This window comes from Nocardioides jishulii, from assembly GCF_006007965.1.
Classification (GTDB): Bacteria; Actinomycetota; Actinomycetes; order Propionibacteriales; family Nocardioidaceae; genus Nocardioides; species Nocardioides jishulii.
Genome location: NZ_CP040748.1, coordinates 2021048 through 2040506, shown reverse-complemented (window position 1 = coordinate 2040506; position 19459 = coordinate 2021048). Strand labels below are relative to the sequence as shown.

Sequence of the window (19459 nt, the reverse complement as noted above, 5' to 3'; positions counted from 1 at the left end):
CCGTGCACACAACTGCGCTCAGTCCAGGACTGGCGTCGCCCGCTCGACGAGGAACGCCTGGTCGCCACCGGTGAGCATCCCGTAGGCGCCGTGGTGTCCACCGGTGAGTCGTGAGGCGCAGAAGAGGTCGGAGACCTCAGCCGGGGCGTACCGCACCAGCAACGAGCCCTGCAGGCAGGTCGCCATCCGCCCGGCCAGCAGGCGGGCCGATCCCTCCGCCGCGCCTGACTCGCCGAGCAGCACCAGGGTCTCGTCGACCGCCCGGTCGAGGTCGGCGTTGGCGCCGCGGGCCGCCCCCACCTCGCCCATCCACGCGGCCAGCGACTCCGGCTCCCGGGCGAGCGCTCGCAGCACGTCGAGCGCGTTCACGTTGCCCGAGCCCTCCCACACCGAGTTGAGCGGGGCCTCGCGATACATCAACGGGAGCCCGGACTCCTCCACGTAGCCGTTGCCGCCCAGGCACTCCAGGGCCTCCGCGACCATGGCCGGAGTCCGCTTGCAGACCCAGAACTTGGCCAAGGGCAGGGCGATACGCCGCAGCGCTGCCTCCTGCGGGTCGTCCACGCGGTCGACGGCGGCGGCCAGACGCAGCGCGAGGGCCGTGGCCGCCTCGGACTCGAGAGCCAGGTCGGCCACCACGTTGCGCATCAAGGGCTTGTCGGCCAGCACTCCGCCGAAGGCGCTGCGGTGGGCGACGTGCCAGGATGCCTCCGCCACGGCGTGGCGCATCAGCGCGGCCGAGCCGATGACGCAGTCGAGCCGGGTGGCGGCGACCATCTCGATGATGGTCCGCACCCCGCGCCCCTCGTTGCCGAGCCGGCGTACCAGCGTGCCGTCGAACTCCAGCTCACCCGAGGCGTTGGAACGGTTGCCGAGCTTGTCCTTGAGGCGTACGACGTCGAAGGCGTTGCGCGTGCCGTCGGGCAGCACCCGCGGCATCACGAAGCACGTGAGCCCGCCGGGGGCCTGGGCCAGCACCAGGAAGACGTCGTTCATCGGTGCCGAGGTGAACCACTTGTGCCCGCGCAGCGTGTAGAGGCCGTCCTCGCTGGTCGGCACCGCCCGGGTGACGTTGGTGCGCACGTCGGAGCCGCCCTGCTTCTCGGTCATCCCCATCCCGGCGAGCAGCCCGCTCTTCGTCCGCGGGTCGCGCACGCCGAAGTCGTACGACGTCGCGGCCAGCCCTGGCACCCACTCCTGCGCGATCGCCTCGTCGACGCGGAGGGCGGGGACGGCGGCGTACGTCATGGAGATCGGGCAACCGTGCCCCGGCTCGGTCTGCGACCAGGCGAGAAAACCCGCCGCCCGGCGCAGGTGGGCGTGCTCGGCGCCGGAGACCCACGGGGCGGCCTGGAGCCCGTGCCCCACGGCGCGTTCCATCAGCCAGTGCCACGACGGGTGGAAGGCGACCTCGTCGACACGGTGCCCGTGCCGGTCGTACGCGACCAGTCGCGGCGGGTGGTCGTTGGCAGCGAGTCCGTGCTCGCGTGCCTCCTCGCTGCCCGCATCGCGCCCCAGGTCACCCAGGCTCGTCAGGACCTCCTGGTCGCCATGGGTGAGCACCGCCGTGGTGAGGGCCGCGTCACACGCCACGACGTCGTGACCCACCAGTGGGGGTGTCTGGTTGGCAGGTGCCCGGAGTTCGGTCTGCATGTGGCTACCGTAGGCGCATGCCGTCACAGCACCCGTGGGATCGCGTGATCCCCTGGGTCCGTGGCCGGACGGTCCAGCTCGCCCACGTGGTGTGGCGTCTCGTCGTGACCGCCTTCGGTGCCTGCCTGCGTCACCGCGTCACGGGACTCGCCGCGGAGGCTGCCTTCTTCGCGATCCTCTCGGTGCCGCCGCTGGTCTTCGCGCTCACCGGTGCGATCGGCTTCGTCTCCGAGCGCTACCCGCCGGCGCAGGTCGCCGACCTGCAGGAGGCCATCATCGCGCTGGCCTCGCAGGCCCTCACCGACGACGCCGTCAGCCGGGTGATCGAGCCGACGATCGCGGAGGTCCTGGCGGAGGGCCGTTTCGACGTGATGTCGCTGGGCTTCTTCCTGGCGCTGTGGTCGGGCTCCCGGGCACTCAACGTCTTCGTCGACACCATCACGATCATGCACGGCCTCGGTGGACACCGGGGGATCGTCCGGACCCGGGCGCTCTCCTTCTCGCTCTACCTCCTGGCGATGGCGATGGGGGCGCTCGCTCTGCCGCTGGTGGTGGCGGGCCCGGGCCTGCTCAGCAAGTGGCTGCCGGACACCTTCGACATGCTGCTGCAGTTCTACTGGCCGGTGGTCATCGTGCTCTGCGTCTGCTTCCTGGCGACGCTCTACCACGTCTCGGTGCCGGTACGGACCAACTGGAGCTTCAACCTGCCCGGCGCGGTCTTCTCCCTGGTGAGCTGGATCGCCGGGTCGTTCCTGCTGCGCTGGATCCTGACCGAGACGGCCTCGGAGTCGAGCTCGGTCTTCGGCCCCCTGGCGGCCCCGATCGCGGTGCTGCTGTGGCTCTACCTGCTCTCCATCGCCGTGCTGGTCGGAGCCGCCGTCAACGCGGCCTTCGACACGGTCTTCCCGCAGTCGTCCACGTCCAGGGCCCGACGCGAGCTCGTGCAACGCCTCCGGCTCCGCGTCGGCGTGAAAGACTCAGTGGCGTGAGCCAGATGCCTGTGGAGCCGACCGGCAGCACGACGGTCAAGCTGCCGGACCCGGAGCAGTCTCCGTGGGCCGCGCTCGGGCGACGGATCGCTGCCGCTGCCGCGATCCTCGTCGGCACCGTGCTGCTGGTCTACTTCGATGCGGACGGCTACCGCGACGCCAACGACCCCACGGGTCACGTGAGCCTTCTCGACGCCATCTACTACACGACCGTCACGCTGAGCACGACTGGGTACGGCGACATCGTGCCGGTCTCGGACGGCGCCCGGCTGATCAACGCATTCATCATCACGCCGGCCCGCATCGCCTTCCTGGTGCTGCTGATCGGTACCACGCTCGAGGTGCTGGCCAGCCAGAGCCGCGAACTGTTCCGGGTCGCCCGGTGGAGGAAGAACATGGGAGACCACGTCGTCGTCATCGGCTACGGCACGAAGGGGCGTAGCGCTGCCCTGACCCTGGTGAAGAACGGGATGGAGCGCGGCAGCATCGTGGTGGTGGACCCGAGCCCCACGGCCCTCACCGACGCCCACGCCGACGGGTTCGCGGTCATCAGCGGTGACGCGACCCGTCGCCAGATCCTGCTCACCGCTGACGTCCAGGGGGCCCATCAGGTCATCATCACCACCAACCAGGACGCGACCAACGTCTTGGCCACGCTCACCGTGCGCCAGCTCAACCCCGAGGTCCACATCGTCGCTGCGGTGCGTGAGGAGGACAACGTCCCGCTCATGAAGCAGTCGGGTGCCGACTCCGTCATCACCACCGCCGAGACCGTCGGCCGCCTTCTCGGCCTCTCGACGCTTTCCCCTGACCTGGGCGACGTGATGGAGGATCTGCTGACCTCCGGCGCCGGCCTCGAGGTGGGGGAGCGCGACCTCCTGCTCAGCGAGGTCGGCATGCAGCCGCAGCGGGTCGGTGACCAGGTGATCGCCATCGTGCGCGACGAGAAGATCTACCACTACTACGACCCGGTGGTCACCCAGCTCGCGCGCGGCGACCGACTCATCGTGATCCGTCCGTCGAAGGAGCTGCCGTGGGCCCCGCGCCCCGGCACCCACGCCGACGAGGACTTCGCAGAGGACGCCTGAGGTGCTCGTCTGATGGCCGCTCGAGCAGTGCTGGTCACCGGGGGAGTGCGCTCCGGCAAGTCGCGCCACGCCGAGGCTCTCCTGGCAGGGGCCGATGCCGTCACGTACGTGGCGCCGGGCCCGTCCCCCGACGTGGAGCAGGACCCGGACTGGGCTGCCCGCATCCAGGCCCACCGTGACCGACGCCCCGAGCACTGGCACACGGTCGAGGGCTTCGACCTGGTCGGAGCGCTGACCGAGGCGCCGGGAGCCGTGCTCGTCGACTGCCTCGGCACGTGGCTCACCAGCACGATCGACGCCGCCGAGGCGTGGGAGGCGTCGTCCGACGACGTGCACGACCTCGTCGAGCAGGCGCTCGTCGGCGTGGTGGAGGCGTTGCGCGTCCACCCGGGCCCGGTGGTGCTGGTGACCAACGAGGTGGGGCTGGGTGTCGTGCCCGTGCACCGCTCGGGGCGGCTCTTCCGCGACCTGCTGGGCATCGTGAACCAGCGGGTGGGCGGTGTCTGCGACGAGGTGCACCTGGTGGTCGCCGGTCGCGTCCTGGTGCTCTGAGCGCCAGACCTCAGAGGGCTGCGGTGATCCCGAGCAGGATGGCGGCCAGCGCCAGCTCGATGCCGGCCCCGAAGACGTCGCCGGTGACGCCGCCGAGACGGCGTACGCAGTGCACCAGCAGGGCGGTGACGACGACCAGGGCTGCCGCCAGCCCTGCCACGACCGCGGTGGCGGGCAGCCCCACCCACCAGGTCACGACGGCGGCGAGGCCGCCGCACAGGAGCCAGAGCGCCACCACGTGCCAGACCCGGACGACGCCGGTCATTGGGTTTCCCAGACCGTCGCGGCGAGCCGGCGGCACGCCGCGTACGCAAGCCAACGACAGCGCGAGGCGGGAGAGGCAGACGGCCAGTCCGGCCACGACCGCTCCTCGCTCGGAGGCGAGAAGGCCGCTGAAGCCGGCGACCTGGAGGCCGGCGACGACGACGGTCGCCACCACCCCGGCCGGGCCGGAGGTGCCCGACTTCATGACCTGGAGCGCACGCTCGCGGTCGTAGGAGGCCGTCAGCCCGTCGGCGGTGTCGGACAGGCCGTCCCAGTGCAGGATGCGCGTGGTGAGGGCCAGCCAGCCCAGCGCCAGGAAGCCCAGCGTCAGGGGAGCAAGACCGAGGCGCTCACCGAGCCACCCCAGCGCCACCACGCCCGCGCCGAGCGGGAGTACGGCCAGGGGTGCGAGCAGCACGGCCGCCCGTGCGGTGTCCCGGGTCACCGCCGAAGGCGGTGGCGTCGGCAGGGCGGTGAGCGTGCCGAGGGCCAGCCGCCAGCCGTCGCGGATCACCCCATGATCTCCGAGAGGAGGGCGACGTCACGCAGGACGGCGATGGCGCTGCGCAGCACCGGGACGGCGGCGACGGCGCCGCTGCCCTCGCCGAGGCGCAGTCCGAGGTCGAGCAGCGGCTCCAGGCCGAGCTTCGACAGGGCCAGCGACTGGCCCGGCTCGGTGGAACGGTGCCCGGCGGCGAACCACGCGGCCGCGCCGGGGGCGATGCGCTCGGCGGTCAAGGCGCAGGCGACCGACATGAGGCCGTCGAGCAGCACCGGGACGCCAGCCTCTGCCGCCGCGACGAGGTAGCCGGTGGTGGCGGCCAGGTCGGCGCTCGAGAGTGCCTTGAGAGTCTCCATCGGGTCGTCGGCGCGTGACCCGACGCGGTCCAGCGCCTGCTGCACGACCGCGACCTTGTGCTGCCAGGCGGCGTCGTCGATGCCGGTGCCCCGACCCGTGACCTCGACGGCCGGCAGGCCGAGGGCGGCCGCCACCATGGCGGAGGCAGGGGTGGTGTTGCCGATGCCCATGTCACCGGAGATCAGCAGCTGGGCGCCGGCCGCGATCTCCTCGCCGGCGACGGCGCGGCCCACGGCGTACGCCTGCGCGAGCTCGTCGGCGGTGAGGGCGTCCTCGAGGTGGATCGCGCCGCTGGAGCGACGCACCTTGTGGGCCACGACCTCGGCAGGGACGTCGCCGAGGTCGGTGGCGACGCCGAGGTCGAGGACGCGTACCTCGACCTGGTGCGCGGCGGCGAGGGCGCTGACGCCTGCCTTGCCGGCCAGGAAGGTGTGCACCATGGCGCCGGTGATCTCGGAGGGGAACGCGGAGACGCCGTGGGCAGCCACACCGTGGTCTCCCGCGAAGATGACCAGGCGGACCCGGGTGAGCTCCGGGGGCGGCACCTGGCCCTGCGTGGCGGCGAACCAGCAGGCCACCTCGCCGAGCCGACCCAGTGCGCCGGGCGGCGTGGCCAGTCCGAGGAGTCGCTCCTCGGCCTCGGCGCGGACCAGGGGGGCAGGAGCAGCAACAGTCACCGCGTCAGTCTAGGTCGCCTGCGCGCTGCGGGCCTCGACCGGTCCACGCGTCCTCACGCCTTGCCCAGGGCTGAGGAAAGGCTCGCCTGCGTGAGCCAGTAGACACCCCTGGACGCTTCCCGCGGACCCGCCGGGGGAGGACGCTGAAAGGGAAGAAGAGATGCTCCCGAGGAGGACACAGGGTCCTCCAGAAGCGGGTGCACTCCAACCCGGAGGCCGTCATGAACGCCATCCGCAGCACCCGAGAGGCACAACCCCACACCACGCCTTCAGTGACATCGTCGCCCACCTCACGGTCCGGTGACCCCGCTGAGGAGCCCACGACCAGCCGGCACCCCGCCGGCGTGGCCATCGCTGCGGGACTGACCCGCATCGCCATCGGTTGGGTCTTCCTCTGGGCGTTCCTGGACAAGACCTTCGGCCTCGGGTATGCGACGCCGGCCGACCGCGCGTGGATCGAGGGCGGCAGCCCGACCGCCGGCTTCCTGAGCGGAGTCCAGGGCCCGTTTGCCGAGCTCTTCAACAACATGGCCGGGCAGGCCTGGGCCGACTGGCTCTTCATGATCGGCCTGCTGGGCATCGGCGTGGCGCTGATGCTCGGGGTCTTCATGAACCTCGCCGCCGCCAGTGGCGCGGTGATGCTGGTCCTGATGTGGGCGGCCGTCCTCCCGCTGGACAACAACCCGTTCATGGACGACCACCTCGTCTACGCGCTGGTGCTCGGCCTCCTGGCCCTGATGGGCGCCGGCCGCTACCTGGGGGTGGGCAGCTACTGGGAGAAGCTCCCGTTCGTGAAGAGGTTCCCGATCCTGCGGTGAGTCCGCGGTGACCGTGTGACACAGAAAAAGGTGACACAGAAAAAGGTGACACAGAAGAAGTGACACGGAAGAAGTGACACGGAAGAAGTGACACAGAAGAACCCGTCGGCCTTGTGGCCGGCGGGTTCGTCGTGAGAGGCGCGCGGGTGGCTCTTCTGAGCAGGGGAGTCGTGTGACTCGGTGGGCGATACTGGGTTTGAACCAGTGACCTCTTCCGTGTCAAGGAAGCGCGCTACCGCTGCGCCAATCGCCCCGGGGTGGTGCAGTGTGGAGTTGTCGTTCGAGGTGGGTACGGGATTTGAACCCGTGTACACGGATTTGCAGTCCGTTGCCTCGCCTCTCGGCCAACCCACCCTGCGAGGCCCACGGCGGTGGAGCTGGACCGTGAGGCCCTTGGAGCGGACAACGAGACTCGAACTCGCGACCTCAACCTTGGCAAGGTTGCGCTCTACCAACTGAGCTATGTCCGCATGCGCCTTCGACCGGGACTCCCGGTCGGTGGTGCGAGAAGAACAGTAACGGATGGGGCCGGTGGGTCTGCACGGGGGGTCTGGGCTGTGTCTCCCACGTGGGTGGCTGGGCTGTGTCTGCACTGGGCGGGCGTTGGGCGGGTCGTCCTGGCATGGTCGCCGAGGCTCGCGAGGAGCAGGTGGGTAGGGAACGCCGAAGGCCCCGGTCAGAGCGACCGGGGCCTTCGTGGTGGTGGTGGGCGATACTGGGTTTGAACCAGTGACCTCTTCCGTGTCAAGGAAGCGCGCTACCGCTGCGCCAATCGCCCGAGGTGGTGCTTCTTCAGTTGTGGTTCAGAGGTGGGTACGGGATTTGAACCCGTGTACACGGATTTGCAGTCCGTTGCCTCGCCTCTCGGCCAACCCACCGTGGTGGTCCTCCCATGGAAGGACCCGGTGGAAAGACCAAACCGAGCGGACAACGAGACTCGAACTCGCGACCTCAACCTTGGCAAGGTTGCGCTCTACCAACTGAGCTATGTCCGCACTGCGACTTCCGGCCAGATTTCTCCGGTCGGTTGCTGCGAAAGGAACATTAGCCGATGCCTAGGACGATGCAAAACCGGGGGTCCTGCCGCGGGTGTCGTGGCCACCGACCGGCCACGCGGGAGGCTCGCCCGGAGCTGCGCGCGTCAGGCCGCCCCTAGAGTGACCGCCATGCGTGCGGGCGACGGGGTCTTCGAGACCTTGCGGATGGTGGACGGGGTGCCGTTCGCCCTGACCCGACATCTGGAGCGGATGGCCGCCTCGTCCGCCGCCCTGGGCCTGCCGACGGTCACGGTGGACGAGGTGCGCGACCAGGTGCTGCGCGAGCTGGCGGTAGACGGGGGAGAGGTGGCCGGAGCTGCGCGGCTGCGTCTGCTGTGGAGCGGCGCGGGACTGCAGGTCGCCCACAGCCCTCTGCCGCCCGGCGGCGGGGCGATGCGCGTGCGTACGTCGTCGTGGCGCCGCAATCGCGCCGCGGGCACCGCTGGGCACAAGTCCACCGACTACGTCGACAACCTGGTCGCGCTGCGGGAAGCGGTGACAGCAGGCGCCGACGAGGTGCTCCTCGCGGACACCGCCGGGATGCTGTCGGAGGGCAGCGCGACCAACGTCTTCTACGTGGTCGGGGGAGAGCTGCGTACGCCGTCGCTCGCCACGGGCTGCCTGCCGGGCATCACGCGTGGGCTCGTCCTGGAGTGGACCGGCGCGCGGGAGGTCGAGGAGCCGCTCGACGTGCTGGGGGAGGCGGAGGAGGTCTTCCTGACCTCGAGCACGCGCGAGGTCGAGGGGGTGGCGTGGTGCGACGCATGGGCGTACGCCGCACCGGGCCCGGTCACTGCTGACGTGATCCGGACCTTCGCTGCGCGTCGGGACGCGCATCCCGACCCGTAGGTCGAGGGAGAGGGCGAAGGGTCAGACGGCGAGGAGCTGCTCGATCATCGCGTCCATGCTGAGGTGCTGCGACTCCTCGCCCTCGGGGACGAGGGCGAGCGAGCGCTGGACGAAGGTGAACACGGCGTCGGTGCGCGCTTCAGTGACCAGGTGGCCGTCGGGGGAGCTGAGCTCGATGATCACGACGGCGCGGCCGTGGTCGTTGATGCTCGGACAGACGTGGACGTCGCCGTCACCGATCGGGGTGGTGAGGCCGCGCAGCAGCAGGTCGCGGCTGAACGTCCACGGCAGGTCGCCCTCGGGGGTCAGGAAGGTGACCGTGACCGCGAACGGGTCCACCTTCGAGTACGAGAAGACGGTGTCGAGGTCGTGCGTGCGCCCAGACGTGTCGATGCACTGGATCGTGATGTCGTGCGTGACGACGTTTTCGGCGACGCGACGGTCGTGACGGCTGCCCATGGTGACCCTCCAAGTTGGTCTCAGTTGTGGGTGAGACGCGGGTGTCCGCGGGCCATGACGCGTTTCTCATCCACCAATTTGGGGAAAATTATGTTGGCCGTTCTGGTTAGGCTCGACCTGTGGCGGAGCGCGAAGTGATCGACGACACCGAGCGGGAGCTGGAGCAGGCCGAGAAGGAGTACTTCGGCCCACGGTTCCTCGCCCGGTTCCACGCGCGACTCCACCTGCACCCGGTGACCGGTGCCATCACCAAGGTGGTCGTCACCCTGGTCGGCGTGCTCGTGATCCTGGCTGGCGTCGTGATGATGGTGGCGCCCGGTCCCGGCATCCTCGGGCTGATCCTGGGGTTGGCCATCCTCTCCACCGAGTGGCGTTGGGCCGACCGCTGGCTCGACGCCGCACGGGACGCCGCCAAGCGAGCAGCGGACAAGGCACGCGAGATGGACCCGGCCGTACGCCGCCGGCGCATCGCCGTGGGCGTGCTGTCCGTGGTCGCGGTGGCCCTGGTGCTCTCGGCGCTGATCACTGCGTTCGGTTGGCCGGACCTCGCCGTGTCGGGCTGGGACTGGCTGCAGGGCTTCTCCGGCGTGGTGCCGGAGCTGCCGGGCATGTCGCGGTGACCCCGATGTGTGTGCCGTCGGGACATGCGCTAATGTTTCGCGACGTACCACACGGGCGATTGGCGCAGTGGTAGCGCGCTTCGTTCACACCGAAGAGGTCACTGGTTCGAACCCAGTATCGCCCACCGCATGCTAAACCGCCTCTGACCTGCGGAAACGTGGGTCAGAGGCGGTTTTCATTTCGGGCCTCGTGGTCTCTACGTGGTCTTAGGAATCAGTCACCAGTGGGCCGCGGGCATGCGCTCGAACGCCGCTTCGAGGTCTTCGAGCCGGATCCGGATGTTGCGTCTCCCACACTGATAGGCGGGGATGGTGCCGTCGCTGATCCGTCGCCTGATCGTCTTGGCCGAGACCGACATGACCGCTGCGGCCTCGTCGACACTGACATAGATCGGCAGTGGTCGGTTCCGGTGAGCCTGCTGGGCGGAGATGCGTGGTCGGGGTGTTTGAGTCGTCATCTGGGGCTCCTTGGGTACGTGCGTCCATAGAGAAGGTGGGCGCGCCCGCCCACTGCCTGGTGGGTGATCCGGATCAGCGCTCGTGGGGGATCGGCACGACGTGGACGACGTGGATGAGGTCGAACCGCGTAGGTGACGGCTCCGAGGAGTCTGTGCGGCCGACGAGGTGCGCGAGGAGCCGCTCAATGCGGCTGTGCGGTGTGTGACGCTGGTGGGCGGTGTTCACGACGGTGCTCAGATCCCTGGTGCGGGCGGGCCGGGTTGTGTCCTTGGCGTGGCGCTGAGGGCCTCGATGCGTTGGCTGACGTCGAGGGCAGTGGTGGTGAGGGCCGCCCACTGGCGTGGGTGGACGCCCTTCTGGACCACTGCGGCGACGAGGCGGGCGGCGTCGTACGGCTTGTCTCGGGGCACCTGTTCGAGGGCACACCAGGCGAGTGCGCCGTTGCCTTTGAGCCAGCTGGCGAAGGCGAGGAGCGACGCCGGGGCTGCGCGGAGCGAGTCGGGGGCCCTGCGGGTGAGGTCGCTCCACAGCGCGATGTGTGACGCGGCGGTGTGCGCGCTGATGTCGTCCCACAGCCGGTCGCGGACAGACGTGGACTCGAGCGCGACGAGGAACCGAGCGGCAGCGGGGTCGGTGAGGCGTCTGCCGTCCGCGTGGAAGGCCCGGAGATGGCGGCGCGCAAACGTTGCCTCGGCGCGGATGCTGCTGGTTGCGGCCTGTGCGTGGGCGTCGGCGAGGTGGTCGGCGATGGGTTGGCGGTCACCGACGAGTGAATCAGCCAAGGATGTGCGGCTGGCTGCGGGTTGGGCCATGCCGTTCAGGACGGTGCTAGCTGCGATCCGGTCGCGAGTGGCGGTGCTCAGCGGGCCGGAGATCTGGCTGTCGAAGTCGATCCAAGCGGTGTCGCTGGCTCCTAGACGGATCGGGCTGGTCACGCCGACACCGTCCAGGCGCAGGGCGAAGTCCTGGCTGAGCCTGTCCCCGTAGTCGGTATCGGTGGTGAAGGTGACGATCGCAACCCTTGAGGTGGGTTGGGCGCAGCGGGCGTACACGTCGCCGATGGAGTCCCATGCCTGTTCGCGCTCGCGCGCTGAAGTGGGCAGGTCGACTCGGACCACAGGAAGCTCCGGGCCAAGGGGGACCAGGACGAGCGACTCGTTCGGGTTGAATCCGAGCAGGTGGGGGATGGCCACCACGAGTTCTTCGGGGGAGCGGACGGAGAGGTTCATGTCCTGTAGGTGAGCGGCGCCCGCCGGGGACTCGGAGTCACCTGCCGAGCGAGCCGCAATCGTTGGGCGGGGGAGGTCGGTGGGTGAGGGCGGCATGTAACTCGACTCGGGTGGGTCCCGGAGTGGCAGCGGGCGCGGTCGGGGGTGCCTGCGGACGGAGGCGTTGGTTCACGGTGTGTACGACCGCCAGGTCTGTCGCTGGTGAGGTGGGCGCGAAGCGCTCGTTGACCGGGGTGACCATGTGCCCGGTTCCGTTCTCGAAGTGGGGGAGTGCGACGCGCTCGCAGTAGGCGCCGCGCTGCAGGCCTTCATTGATGACGTCGGCGATGCGGTGGTCGAGTCGGTTGAAGAGGAGTTGGAAGCCTGAGAGCACGCGTGCCTCGACGATCGTGGTTGGCGCGATCGCGCGCAGACGCGCGACGGCGTTGGCTCCTTCGGCGGCGGCCGAGGCTCCGTTGCCGAGGACGCCTCCGATGTCGCGGAGCTGCTTCTGGATCAGCGTGTAGGTCTCTGCGCGCTGGGACCATCGGGCGGCGAGTCGGTCGTCGACCCGTGCTGCGAACGGGACCAGGTGAGCTGAGACGAGCCGTTGGGAGTCGACCACCAGACGCAGGTTGGTGGCGGTCGGGAACGCGCTCATCCGGATCACGAGATTGTGTTGCGCCTGCAGCACGCCGAGGATGCCTGGCCGGACGGGGTGGGGGATGACCTTGGTCTTGGGACGCCACCCCAGGTGGTCGACGCTGTAGTCGGGTTGGCCGAGGTTGATGTCGAGGGCCGCGGCGAGTGAAACCCATCCGAGGCGTGCGCTCTGGGTCAGCGGCTCCCAGCCCGGGGTGTTGCGGTAGCGCTGGTCCAGGATCACCAGAGCCTGCGTCATCGCCGCGATGTCGGCGACGATTGCTTGGGCTTGAGGCACCGTCATCTGGGCAGTGACCCGACGCGAGGTGTCGTGTTCGGCGAGCGCGGCAGCCCGCGCGGTACGACGCCAGTGCTCAACCATCGGCGAGGGATGAGATGAGGCGAGTGACTCCAGGGTGGGGAGCGAGGCCGTGGACTCGGCGACCGCGAGGTCGATGGCGTGCGTGAGCTCGGCGGCAGGGCTGAGACTGGCCCCGGATTGCCCGGCCGAACGGAAGGGATTGGGCTGCGGGTGCGGCAGATTGGAGAAGGCAAGCGGGCTGACGGTGTGCATGGTCCGGCTCATCCACACCAGAACCGCCTGGCGGTACGCACGGACCGTCGAGCCGACATCCTCGCGATCCTCAGGCGTCGGACCCAACTTCTGCTGGACACGGTGCTGACGGAGGAGCTCCGCCAGGTGACTTCGCATCTCTGCGCCGGTTTCGCCGTACATCAGAGACTGTCGAGGGTGTAGGCGTCGTCGAGCATCGCGATGATGAGTTCGATGCTCAGCGCGTCGACCCCGTGACGATCGAGGTCCTCGAGGGCAGCCGTGGCCATCGAGAGAAGGATCGCCCGGTCTTCGCAGAGTTCGTCGCTGTCGATCGTCGGTACCTCATCTCCGTGGACCCGGTCGAGTTCGATCAGCGCATGTTCGTAGGCCGACGACGCGTCGATGGTGGTGGCTTGATCCGCGAGCGCAGCCAGGTAGGAGCGTGCCTGGGCGAGCGTCACGGCGTGGGGGAGCAGGATCATCGTCGGCTCCTTTCGTGAGGGATCTTCCGAGAGTGCGGCCGGCAGTTCGTCGCCGTCGTCCGACGGTGCCCTGCCCTGTGGAGGAGACCTCACGCCGTGCTGCTGTGGGAGAACCCGTGCTCAGCCGACCAGAGGGCTGTTGACCGAGGCTTCGATACGGCGCCTGCGCTGCACGTCCTGGCGTACGAACTCCTCAAAGTGGCCGTCGCGGTCCTGGATCGTGATCTCAGCGGGCTGGACGACGGGAGTCTCCCCGGGCCAAAAAGTGACCCGGGTGGGACGGTCGCGATCGAGACGGGTGCCGGAGATCGCGACCCAATCGCGCAGTCGGTGCTTGGTGTCCTCGAAGTCGCGTCGCCAAGCGATCGGCGCTGAGGGTGATGCAGTCTGGTGGTAGCAGCTCAGCCAGTGGGTGTGCAGAGCTGAGAGCTCCCAGACCAGTTCGTCATGCAGGTAGTAGAACGGCGGGACGATCGAGGGGGAGAGCCCGTGGCTGGTCTTGAGCCACTTCACCCACCGGTCGAGGTCATGCCATTCGTAGTCGGCCTCATCGGCCAAGAGCAGGTTCCAGTTGACCGCCCCCGGGAGGTCGTCGCGCTGGAAGGGGCCCGAGGACGATTCCTCGGTGGCCTCGTAGCCGCCATACGGATCCATGGTGGCTCCTCGTCAGAATCCGACAGCCGGGCTCGCCGTCGCCGGTGATGTCTGCGGCGCGGGGGCAGTCGGCTCCAGCCGGCGGCGTTGCACCTCGTAGGCTGTCTTGTTGACGTTGTGGCCGATGTTGCGCGCAACGAACTCCTCCTTGATCACGCTGCTGCCATCGCGCCGCTCGACTTCGTACTCGTGGATGTAGCCGCTGGCGACGAACGTGTCCCCTTTGCGGAACCGTGCATAGGTCTCGCGGGCGGTGCTCTCGAAGGCGACCATGTCGTGGAAGGTCGGGTCGAGCTTGGTGAAGTTGCCGTCGACCTCCCTGCGCCACTGCTCGACGCCCACGCGGACGCGGAGGTACTCCGCGCCTGCGGTGGTGAAGTGGAGGTCCGGATCGCTGGCGATGAAGCCGACCAGGCTCATCTGGGTGGGGATGGACATCGCGACTCCCTTGGTCGTGCGCACCGCGGTTTGTGGTGTGCTCAGGGAGTAGGTGTGAGAGACGGGCCCACTCACATCGCGCCACGAAGCCGGAGGCGGTCAATGGTGGGGGAATGACGCGGGCCGCCTAGCCGTCAGGCAATCTATGTATGTCAATGCCCAGAGATACCCGATCCGGCGCGGTACAACGACGCGTGAGGTTCTCGGTCGGTCAACGCGGAGCGCACGTTCCACGACCTCCCTCCCGCTTCCACTTGGCTGGCACCGGCTATGGATAGAGAGGTGGCTTGTCGAGTGCGCCGGGTGACCGCATGGTGGGTCTGATCGAACTCGCAGGTCAAGGTCGTGATCGATGACCCGCCAGTCACCTCTCAGGCGGGTTTGCGTCGCGGTCGGCTCGCGGCGATGCGCCTCGTCCGAAGTCGAGGTCCAGGGCTGCTGCGACTGCCTCGCCGATGCCAGCGCCGGCGATGTCGGCTAAGCACCTACGGGCAACGTTGAGCATGTACCGGTGTTCCTGCGTGAACAAGTGGTCGAAAGCAGGTGACTCGTGCGCGTTCCCGCCGACGAGAGCTTCAAATACGGCGAGCTCGGTGGTCTGGAGCATCTGCCGAGACACCGCAGGGTTCGCGCGCAGCTTCTCGACAAGGTCGACATAGCGAGGAACCCAATCGGGCGGCGTCGAAACGGTCTCCTTCAGGGAGGGAATCGTCACATCTGGGCGCTTCACTCCTGCTTCCTTATAAGCCGCGTGCACTCGTTCCGCCGAGTACCGCACCACCTCGTCCGCCCGGCTGAGAAGCTGGAGAACCTGGTCGTCATCAGGGTTCCCCGTTACGAGCGCTCGGCGCGTGCGGTCGAGAAGCTCTTCGGCCGAGATCTCGTCGAGCCGGCCCGCATCCGCCAAGGCTGCCGCGATGAGCGCGATGAGCGCATGGCCCGCGAGCACCACGCGGGTCGGGTTTGGAAGCACGCCTCCAGCCTCTGCTGCACGGCCGAGCGAGGCGATGGCTCGCAGAACGCGGTGCGGTTCGGCGCGGAGCGCGTCGTAGCGAAGGAACGCGACCAGCTCCGAGGGAATGTGACCGAGTGCCTTGAGTTGGGTGTCGCTGCGCAGCTCCGCCGCCGAGCACTCGGGGCCGTCGATGTGCGCGAATCGTTCGGGAATCCAGGCGTGCGCTTTCTCCCGCCCAGCGAGCGTCTCCATGTCAAGTGTTCGCAGTCCGAGGTCACGTGCGAGCCCCCGACCCCGGCGCGAGACAGTCTGGCGGACGAGTACTGCACGCTCGAAGCCCAGGAATCGCTGCAGGCCTGAGAGCCAAAGCAGGCGGTCGGGTTCACCTGCCTGCCCCTTTCCGCTCTTGCACTCCAAGATTGAGCGCGAGAGGCGGAGCCGGCCGTCGACGTCGATCGCCAGAACGTCGATGTCGGTGAGCACGTCGCGTCCAGTGTCGGCGTCGACGCGGATCGGCACGCGCAGCCGGACGAGCGCGCCGTCGTTGAACTCGGTTCGCCCGGCCCGCCGCTCCAGGTCTGCACCGGGGTCTGCCTGCGCCTGTTCCGGGCGGCGCGGCCGCTGTCCTCCAGTTTTTCGCGACCCTCGGGCGGGCTTCTTTGTCTGAGCAGGCTCCAGTCGCTTGGCGGTCGCAGGCTCCGTAGCCGGCGACGACTCGACAGCCGGCGACGATTCGATGACCTGGCCCTGCGGGGCGGCAACCGACGCGGGGTCTTCGGTAGTCGGGTCCTCAGCGAGTTGGGACGGCGCAGTCTCGAGGTTCTCCGGCTCGGTGAAGGGTAGTTCGTCGTCAGACACCAAAGCCACCCCCCGAGGCGACATCGCGCAGCGCAGCGACCAGGCGAGCAGCTTCGCGATCGCCCGGGTCGGCTTCGGTCGCCATCTTCGCGCGTTCGCGCTCGACATGGCTGTAACGGCGCTGGTCGCCAAGGTTCTGCAGGCTGCCTGCATCTCCGCGAGTGCGACCTCGTGAGTCGAGAATCGAGAGCGCCGACTCGGCGACGTCGGTCTGGAGAAGGATCATCTTGAAGTTGTTCGCCGAGACCTTCTCGACCTTGATCGTTCCGGCCGTCTCAAGCATCGGGTAGTCGGTGCCGATGTTCGCGACGCGCCCGGCTTCTCCATCCCTGATGAGTGTGTACAGAAACGCGCCTGGACTGTCCAGCTTCCAGGTGGCGAAGGTCGAGGCGTAGATCATGCTGCCCACAAGCTGGCGGACGTGCCCTGAGGGGTCGGTCGCCTCGGTCCCGAACGCGTTCCGCTTGAGGTGGGGGCTGAACAGGAACCCCGCCTCAGCGCCATCGCTCGTCTGCACGACCGACCGCTCCACCAGTCCCTGAGAAACTGCAAAATCAACCCATCGCTGCTCGGTGGAGGTGACCTGCTGCTCCGGGATGCCCGGGAGAGCTGCGATCTCGTCGAGAAGCGCGCCTACTTCCTTGCTCGCGCGCGCATCCTGGGCTCGAAGGGCAGCCGTGGCCGCCTGCTGATCGTTGGTCCAGACGTTCGGGTTGAACACGACCGGACGGTCGACCTCCTCCTCAATGCGGCGGACCAGGTTGACCGCCTCAAGGTGTCCGAGAGCGTCGGTCGCGGCTTCCTCGCTCCATGCGGCCGCAGACTCAATGGCGGCGTCGACAGTAAGCGGCTGGCGACTCGTCGCCCGGATCAGCTCAAGCGCGGCGCGCTGGACGCTGTTGACCAGCAGCACGTCGAGGAGCCGCGAGGCGTCCGCGATCAGGACCTCGTTCGGCGGAATCAGCGCTTCGACGGTGACGAGCTGTCCGTCCTTGTCGCGGTGGCAGTCAACCCACCCGAGCTGTTCCATCGTCGGCAGAACCTCGCGATGCAGCTGCCGGGTCCCGATGTGTGCCTCGATGGCGATCGCCTCGACTCGGTTGCCCGTCGAGACCTGCGAGTCGCGGAGGCGCCACGCGAGCTCGTAGACCTGGCCGGCGAATTGCAACGAGTCTAGGGCGGCGTGCGAGGACGAGACCTCGTAGGCGGAGAGGTGCCTTCCGAGTCCCAGGAGGAGCTCAGCATCGGACAGCATCAGGCGCAACTTTCGGGAGGGGGCGGTGCGCGTTCAGACTAGTGAAGGTCACCGTGCGTCGTGAGAGAGATTGAAGCGTTCGTTCCAACCCTCGTGTCATCCTTCGTCGCCGACGAGCCGCAAGACCGGACGCTGGTCAGCGTCGCCGAGCAGGTCGCGTACTTGCGCAGGACTGATCCTCAACGCTTCCGCCAGGGCCGGTGCTCCTGTTCCGTAGTCGCCGGCCAGTGCTGCTGCCTTGCGCAGCAGAGAGGGCATTTCGCCGGGGTAGGAACTGGTGGGGTCGGCTAGGGGGTCGTCGGTCATGGCCAGTCGTTGGTATGCCCGTCGCGCTGAGGATTCTGTAGTGCGTGCACGCTCCACCATCCGGCGAACCAAAGACTTCGGGGAGACGCCCCACGTCCGGCCGAGACGATCCAAGGCGGCCACGTCGAGACGTTGTGGCAGCGCAGCGTCCATCGACGCTGCGGGTGTCAGGAACGCGGCGGCGAACTCGTCTGCTTCCTTCTCGACGGACGAGTTGTGCTCTCCGCATTCGCCGTGGAGAAGTAGATGGCCGATCTCGTGGGCGATCGAGAATCTGTGCCTGAAGACATTTTCGCTGCGCCGCGGCGTCGTGATGATGATCGGTCGGTCGACGATGACTGCTGAGAAAGCGTCGACCGCGTCGATCTCGCGTAGCGGACGCACGGCGACGACGATTCCCTTGGACTCTGCCGTCGCGACCAGGTGCTTGACCGGCCCTTCCGGGAGGTGCCAATGCTGTCGAAGCAAGGTGGCGGCCTCAGCTGGTGAGGTTCCGGCGGGAACGGTCGGGAGGTCGACTTCCGGAAGTTTCACGCAGCGCTCGAGCGCAAACGTCAGCTCCCAGACGAAAGTGGCAGTGGCCAAAGCCTTCTGACGATCGCTGACGCGAGCTGACCGGAGGCTTCGGAAATGGGCGTTGACGGCGTCGATGCGGGCAAATGGCCTGCCGACACCGAAGAACCCGGGCCGCACCTCCAGAGCATCTGCCAGCCGGTCGAGTACCTCGGGGCGTGGCGAGTTCACCCCGGCCTCGTATTGGCCGATCGCTGCCGGCGATACGTCGACGGAATGGGCCAGTTCGGCCTTGCTGATGCCTCGGCGTGCACGGGCCTGGGTGAGTCGGGCCGGCTCGAAACCGCCGCTCCTGGCGGCTGGGAGATCGAACAGGCCAGGTCCGTCCTCAGGCATCCGGGTCGGTCTCTTCCTGTTCGCGGGCTTCGACGGTCGGTTCGATCGGCGCTCCGCTGTCGAACGACTCCACCTCAGAGGTACTGGCGTCTGCGTCCGGCTCGGGGACCCAGATCGGCTCCGTGCCACGCAACTCGACCTTGCCGTCCTCGTCGAGCACGGCTACGGCCCAGTCGACGGAATGCAGTCGCCAAGGACTCGACTTGATCATCACGAGAATCACCGACATTGCGTCATCGACCGCACGCAGTGCCTGCTCGACCTCACCCTCGTTCTGGTTGTCGGCGGCGTCGTGCTCATCGGACAGGCTCGGCTCCCACAGGCCCGGCTCGGGCGGCGGGACCGCGAACCCGCTCTTCCGGGTCGGACTTGAGGCGAACTCATTGACCGCGTCGGGGTGGTTCGGGACCCGCCAGACGTAGACCAAGCAGTTGTTGACGACCGGGATGCTGTGCCCGCCCGGAGCTAGCCGACACGACTCGAAACCGCGATCGGTCAGGGCTTCGCGGGTGTCGTCGAGCAGGTCTCGCCACTGGCTGCCAAATCCCATCCCGTACCGGGACTCCGAGACCAGGTGGGCATCAGCAGCGAGGGTGTGGCGGGCCTCGATGGTCTCGACGAGAAGGTGGCGTAGACCGTCCGTTTCGGCGCCAAGGGCTGCGGACGGCGAGTCAGGGGACGCGGGGTGGCGCTGATCGGGGTTCATGCAGCCTCCTGGAACGTGGTGTCCAGGGCCGCTGGTCGGTCAGGACTAACTTCAGTATGTCACATGAGTCGCGCACTAATGCTTCAGGTGCAGATATCTTTATGCGCGGCGAGCTCCGCGGTCACGAGATCTCCCGGAGGGCAGAAGTGCGCGGACGGTCCGGGAC

Annotated in this window: 20 protein-coding genes and 7 tRNA genes; 7 read left to right on the top strand and 20 right to left on the bottom strand. The window is 68.4% G+C overall.

Going from position 1 to position 19459, the window contains the following annotated elements; genetic code table 11:
* Nucleotides 1-18: 18 nt before the first annotated feature.
* Nucleotides 19-1653, bottom strand: a complete 1635-nt coding sequence (locus FCL41_RS09630) for an acyl-CoA dehydrogenase family protein (protein WP_137065824.1) — start codon at nucleotides 1651-1653, stop codon at nucleotides 19-21.
* 17 nt (nucleotides 1654-1670) lie between these two features.
* Here FCL41_RS09630 and FCL41_RS09625 point away from each other — a divergent pair, with 17 nt between their 5' ends.
* The 3 genes from FCL41_RS09625 to FCL41_RS09615 are packed head-to-tail and all read left to right on the top strand — an operon-like array spanning nucleotide 1671 to nucleotide 4282.
* Complete coding sequence (locus FCL41_RS09625) at nucleotides 1671-2642, top strand: YihY/virulence factor BrkB family protein (RefSeq protein WP_137065823.1); 972 nt, start codon at nucleotides 1671-1673, stop codon at nucleotides 2640-2642.
* 5 nt (nucleotides 2643-2647) lie between these two features.
* Nucleotides 2648-3730: a potassium channel family protein gene (locus tag FCL41_RS09620; RefSeq protein WP_137066069.1), complete on the top strand. Its 1083-nt coding sequence runs from the start codon at nucleotides 2648-2650 to the stop codon at nucleotides 3728-3730.
* 12 nt (nucleotides 3731-3742) lie between these two features.
* Nucleotides 3743-4282 (top strand): bifunctional adenosylcobinamide kinase/adenosylcobinamide-phosphate guanylyltransferase, encoded by a 540-nt coding sequence (locus FCL41_RS09615; protein WP_137065822.1) that lies wholly within the window; start codon nucleotides 3743-3745, stop codon nucleotides 4280-4282.
* Nucleotides 4283-4292: 10 nt separating this feature from the next.
* Here the strand turns inward: FCL41_RS09615 and FCL41_RS09610 are convergent, their stop codons facing one another.
* Together FCL41_RS09610 and cobT are read right to left on the bottom strand one after the other, a co-directional pair.
* Nucleotides 4293-5060 carry an adenosylcobinamide-GDP ribazoletransferase gene (locus FCL41_RS09610; protein WP_239021600.1) on the bottom strand — a complete coding sequence of 256 codons (768 nt, stop codon included), beginning with the start codon at nucleotides 5058-5060 and terminating at the stop codon, nucleotides 4293-4295.
* Entirely contained in the window at nucleotides 5057-6082 is a 1026-nt protein-coding gene (cobT, locus tag FCL41_RS09605; RefSeq protein WP_137065821.1) for a nicotinate-nucleotide--dimethylbenzimidazole phosphoribosyltransferase, read from the bottom strand. Before cobT ends, FCL41_RS09610 begins: the two co-directional genes overlap by 4 nt.
* A 344-nt stretch (nucleotides 6083-6426) precedes the next feature.
* On the opposite strand from cobT, the gene FCL41_RS09600 reads away from it, so the two are divergent.
* Complete coding sequence (locus FCL41_RS09600) at nucleotides 6427-6900, top strand: DoxX family membrane protein (RefSeq protein ID WP_212723122.1); 474 nt, start codon at nucleotides 6427-6429, stop codon at nucleotides 6898-6900.
* Between the two features lie 181 nt (nucleotides 6901-7081).
* On the opposite strand, the gene FCL41_RS09595 is transcribed toward FCL41_RS09600, so the two are convergent.
* From FCL41_RS09595 to FCL41_RS09570, 6 genes are all read right to left on the bottom strand, one after another.
* Nucleotides 7082-7153, bottom strand: a tRNA-Val gene (locus FCL41_RS09595).
* A gap of 30 nt (nucleotides 7154-7183) precedes the next feature.
* Nucleotides 7184-7254, bottom strand: a tRNA-Cys gene (locus FCL41_RS09590).
* A 40-nt stretch (nucleotides 7255-7294) separates the two neighbouring features.
* A tRNA-Gly gene (locus tag FCL41_RS09585) sits at nucleotides 7295-7370 on the bottom strand.
* Between the two features lie 233 nt (nucleotides 7371-7603).
* Nucleotides 7604-7678, bottom strand: a tRNA-Val gene (locus FCL41_RS09580).
* Nucleotides 7679-7707: 29 nt separating this feature from the next.
* Nucleotides 7708-7778: transfer RNA gene (locus FCL41_RS09575), tRNA-Cys, on the bottom strand.
* Nucleotides 7779-7822: 44 nt separating this feature from the next.
* Nucleotides 7823-7895 (bottom strand) — tRNA-Gly (locus FCL41_RS09570).
* A gap of 171 nt (nucleotides 7896-8066) precedes the next feature.
* Between FCL41_RS09570 and FCL41_RS09565 the strand changes: the two genes are divergently transcribed.
* On the top strand, nucleotides 8067-8786 hold the full coding sequence (locus FCL41_RS09565) for an aminotransferase class IV (RefSeq protein WP_137065819.1): 720 nt from the start codon (nucleotides 8067-8069) through the stop codon (nucleotides 8784-8786).
* 21 nt (nucleotides 8787-8807) lie between these two features.
* Here FCL41_RS09565 and FCL41_RS09560 read toward each other — a convergent pair whose 3' ends face one another.
* Nucleotides 8808-9245, bottom strand: coding sequence for an SsgA family sporulation/cell division regulator (locus tag FCL41_RS09560; protein ID WP_137065818.1), 438 nt, complete (start codon nucleotides 9243-9245; stop codon nucleotides 8808-8810).
* Nucleotides 9246-9364: 119 nt separating this feature from the next.
* Here FCL41_RS09560 and FCL41_RS09555 point away from each other — a divergent pair, with 119 nt between their 5' ends.
* Both FCL41_RS09555 and FCL41_RS09550 read left to right on the top strand, forming a co-directional pair.
* Entirely contained in the window at nucleotides 9365-9865 is a 501-nt protein-coding gene (locus tag FCL41_RS09555) for a PGPGW domain-containing protein (protein WP_212723121.1), read from the top strand.
* Between the two features lie 53 nt (nucleotides 9866-9918).
* A tRNA-Val gene (locus FCL41_RS09550) sits at nucleotides 9919-9990 on the top strand.
* A gap of 93 nt (nucleotides 9991-10083) precedes the next feature.
* On the opposite strand, the gene FCL41_RS09545 is transcribed toward FCL41_RS09550, so the two are convergent.
* The 10 genes from FCL41_RS09545 to FCL41_RS09500 form a co-directional block, all read right to left on the bottom strand.
* Nucleotides 10084-10323, bottom strand: a complete 240-nt coding sequence (locus FCL41_RS09545) for a helix-turn-helix domain-containing protein (protein ID WP_137065817.1) — start codon at nucleotides 10321-10323, stop codon at nucleotides 10084-10086.
* Nucleotides 10324-10557: 234 nt separating this feature from the next.
* Nucleotides 10558-11553 (bottom strand): DUF4192 domain-containing protein, encoded by a 996-nt coding sequence (locus FCL41_RS09540; RefSeq protein WP_170970247.1) that lies wholly within the window; start codon nucleotides 11551-11553, stop codon nucleotides 10558-10560.
* 37 nt (nucleotides 11554-11590) lie between these two features.
* Complete coding sequence (locus tag FCL41_RS09535) at nucleotides 11591-12748, bottom strand: hypothetical protein (protein ID WP_137065815.1); 1158 nt, start codon at nucleotides 12746-12748, stop codon at nucleotides 11591-11593.
* A 161-nt stretch (nucleotides 12749-12909) separates the two neighbouring features.
* On the bottom strand, nucleotides 12910-13212 hold the full coding sequence (locus tag FCL41_RS09530; protein ID WP_239021599.1) for a hypothetical protein: 303 nt from the start codon (nucleotides 13210-13212) through the stop codon (nucleotides 12910-12912).
* Between the two features lie 120 nt (nucleotides 13213-13332).
* Entirely contained in the window at nucleotides 13333-13866 is a 534-nt protein-coding gene (locus tag FCL41_RS09525) for a hypothetical protein (protein ID WP_137065814.1), read from the bottom strand.
* Nucleotides 13867-13878: 12 nt separating this feature from the next.
* Complete coding sequence (locus FCL41_RS09520; protein ID WP_137065813.1) at nucleotides 13879-14304, bottom strand: single-stranded DNA-binding protein; 426 nt, start codon at nucleotides 14302-14304, stop codon at nucleotides 13879-13881.
* A gap of 364 nt (nucleotides 14305-14668) precedes the next feature.
* Nucleotides 14669-16117, bottom strand: coding sequence for a hypothetical protein (locus tag FCL41_RS09515; RefSeq protein WP_137065812.1), 1449 nt, complete (start codon nucleotides 16115-16117; stop codon nucleotides 14669-14671).
* Complete coding sequence (locus tag FCL41_RS17270; RefSeq protein ID WP_212723120.1) at nucleotides 16110-17372, bottom strand: hypothetical protein; 1263 nt, start codon at nucleotides 17370-17372, stop codon at nucleotides 16110-16112. The genes FCL41_RS09515 and FCL41_RS17270 overlap by 8 nt, the downstream gene beginning before the upstream one ends.
* 96 nt (nucleotides 17373-17468) lie before the next feature.
* Complete coding sequence (locus FCL41_RS09505) at nucleotides 17469-18587, bottom strand: ImmA/IrrE family metallo-endopeptidase (protein WP_137065811.1); 1119 nt, start codon at nucleotides 18585-18587, stop codon at nucleotides 17469-17471.
* Nucleotides 18580-19293 carry a hypothetical protein gene (locus FCL41_RS09500; protein ID WP_137065810.1) on the bottom strand — a complete coding sequence of 238 codons (714 nt, stop codon included), beginning with the start codon at nucleotides 19291-19293 and terminating at the stop codon, nucleotides 18580-18582. The genes FCL41_RS09505 and FCL41_RS09500 overlap by 8 nt, the downstream gene beginning before the upstream one ends.
* Between the last annotated feature and the right edge of the window lie 166 nt (nucleotides 19294-19459).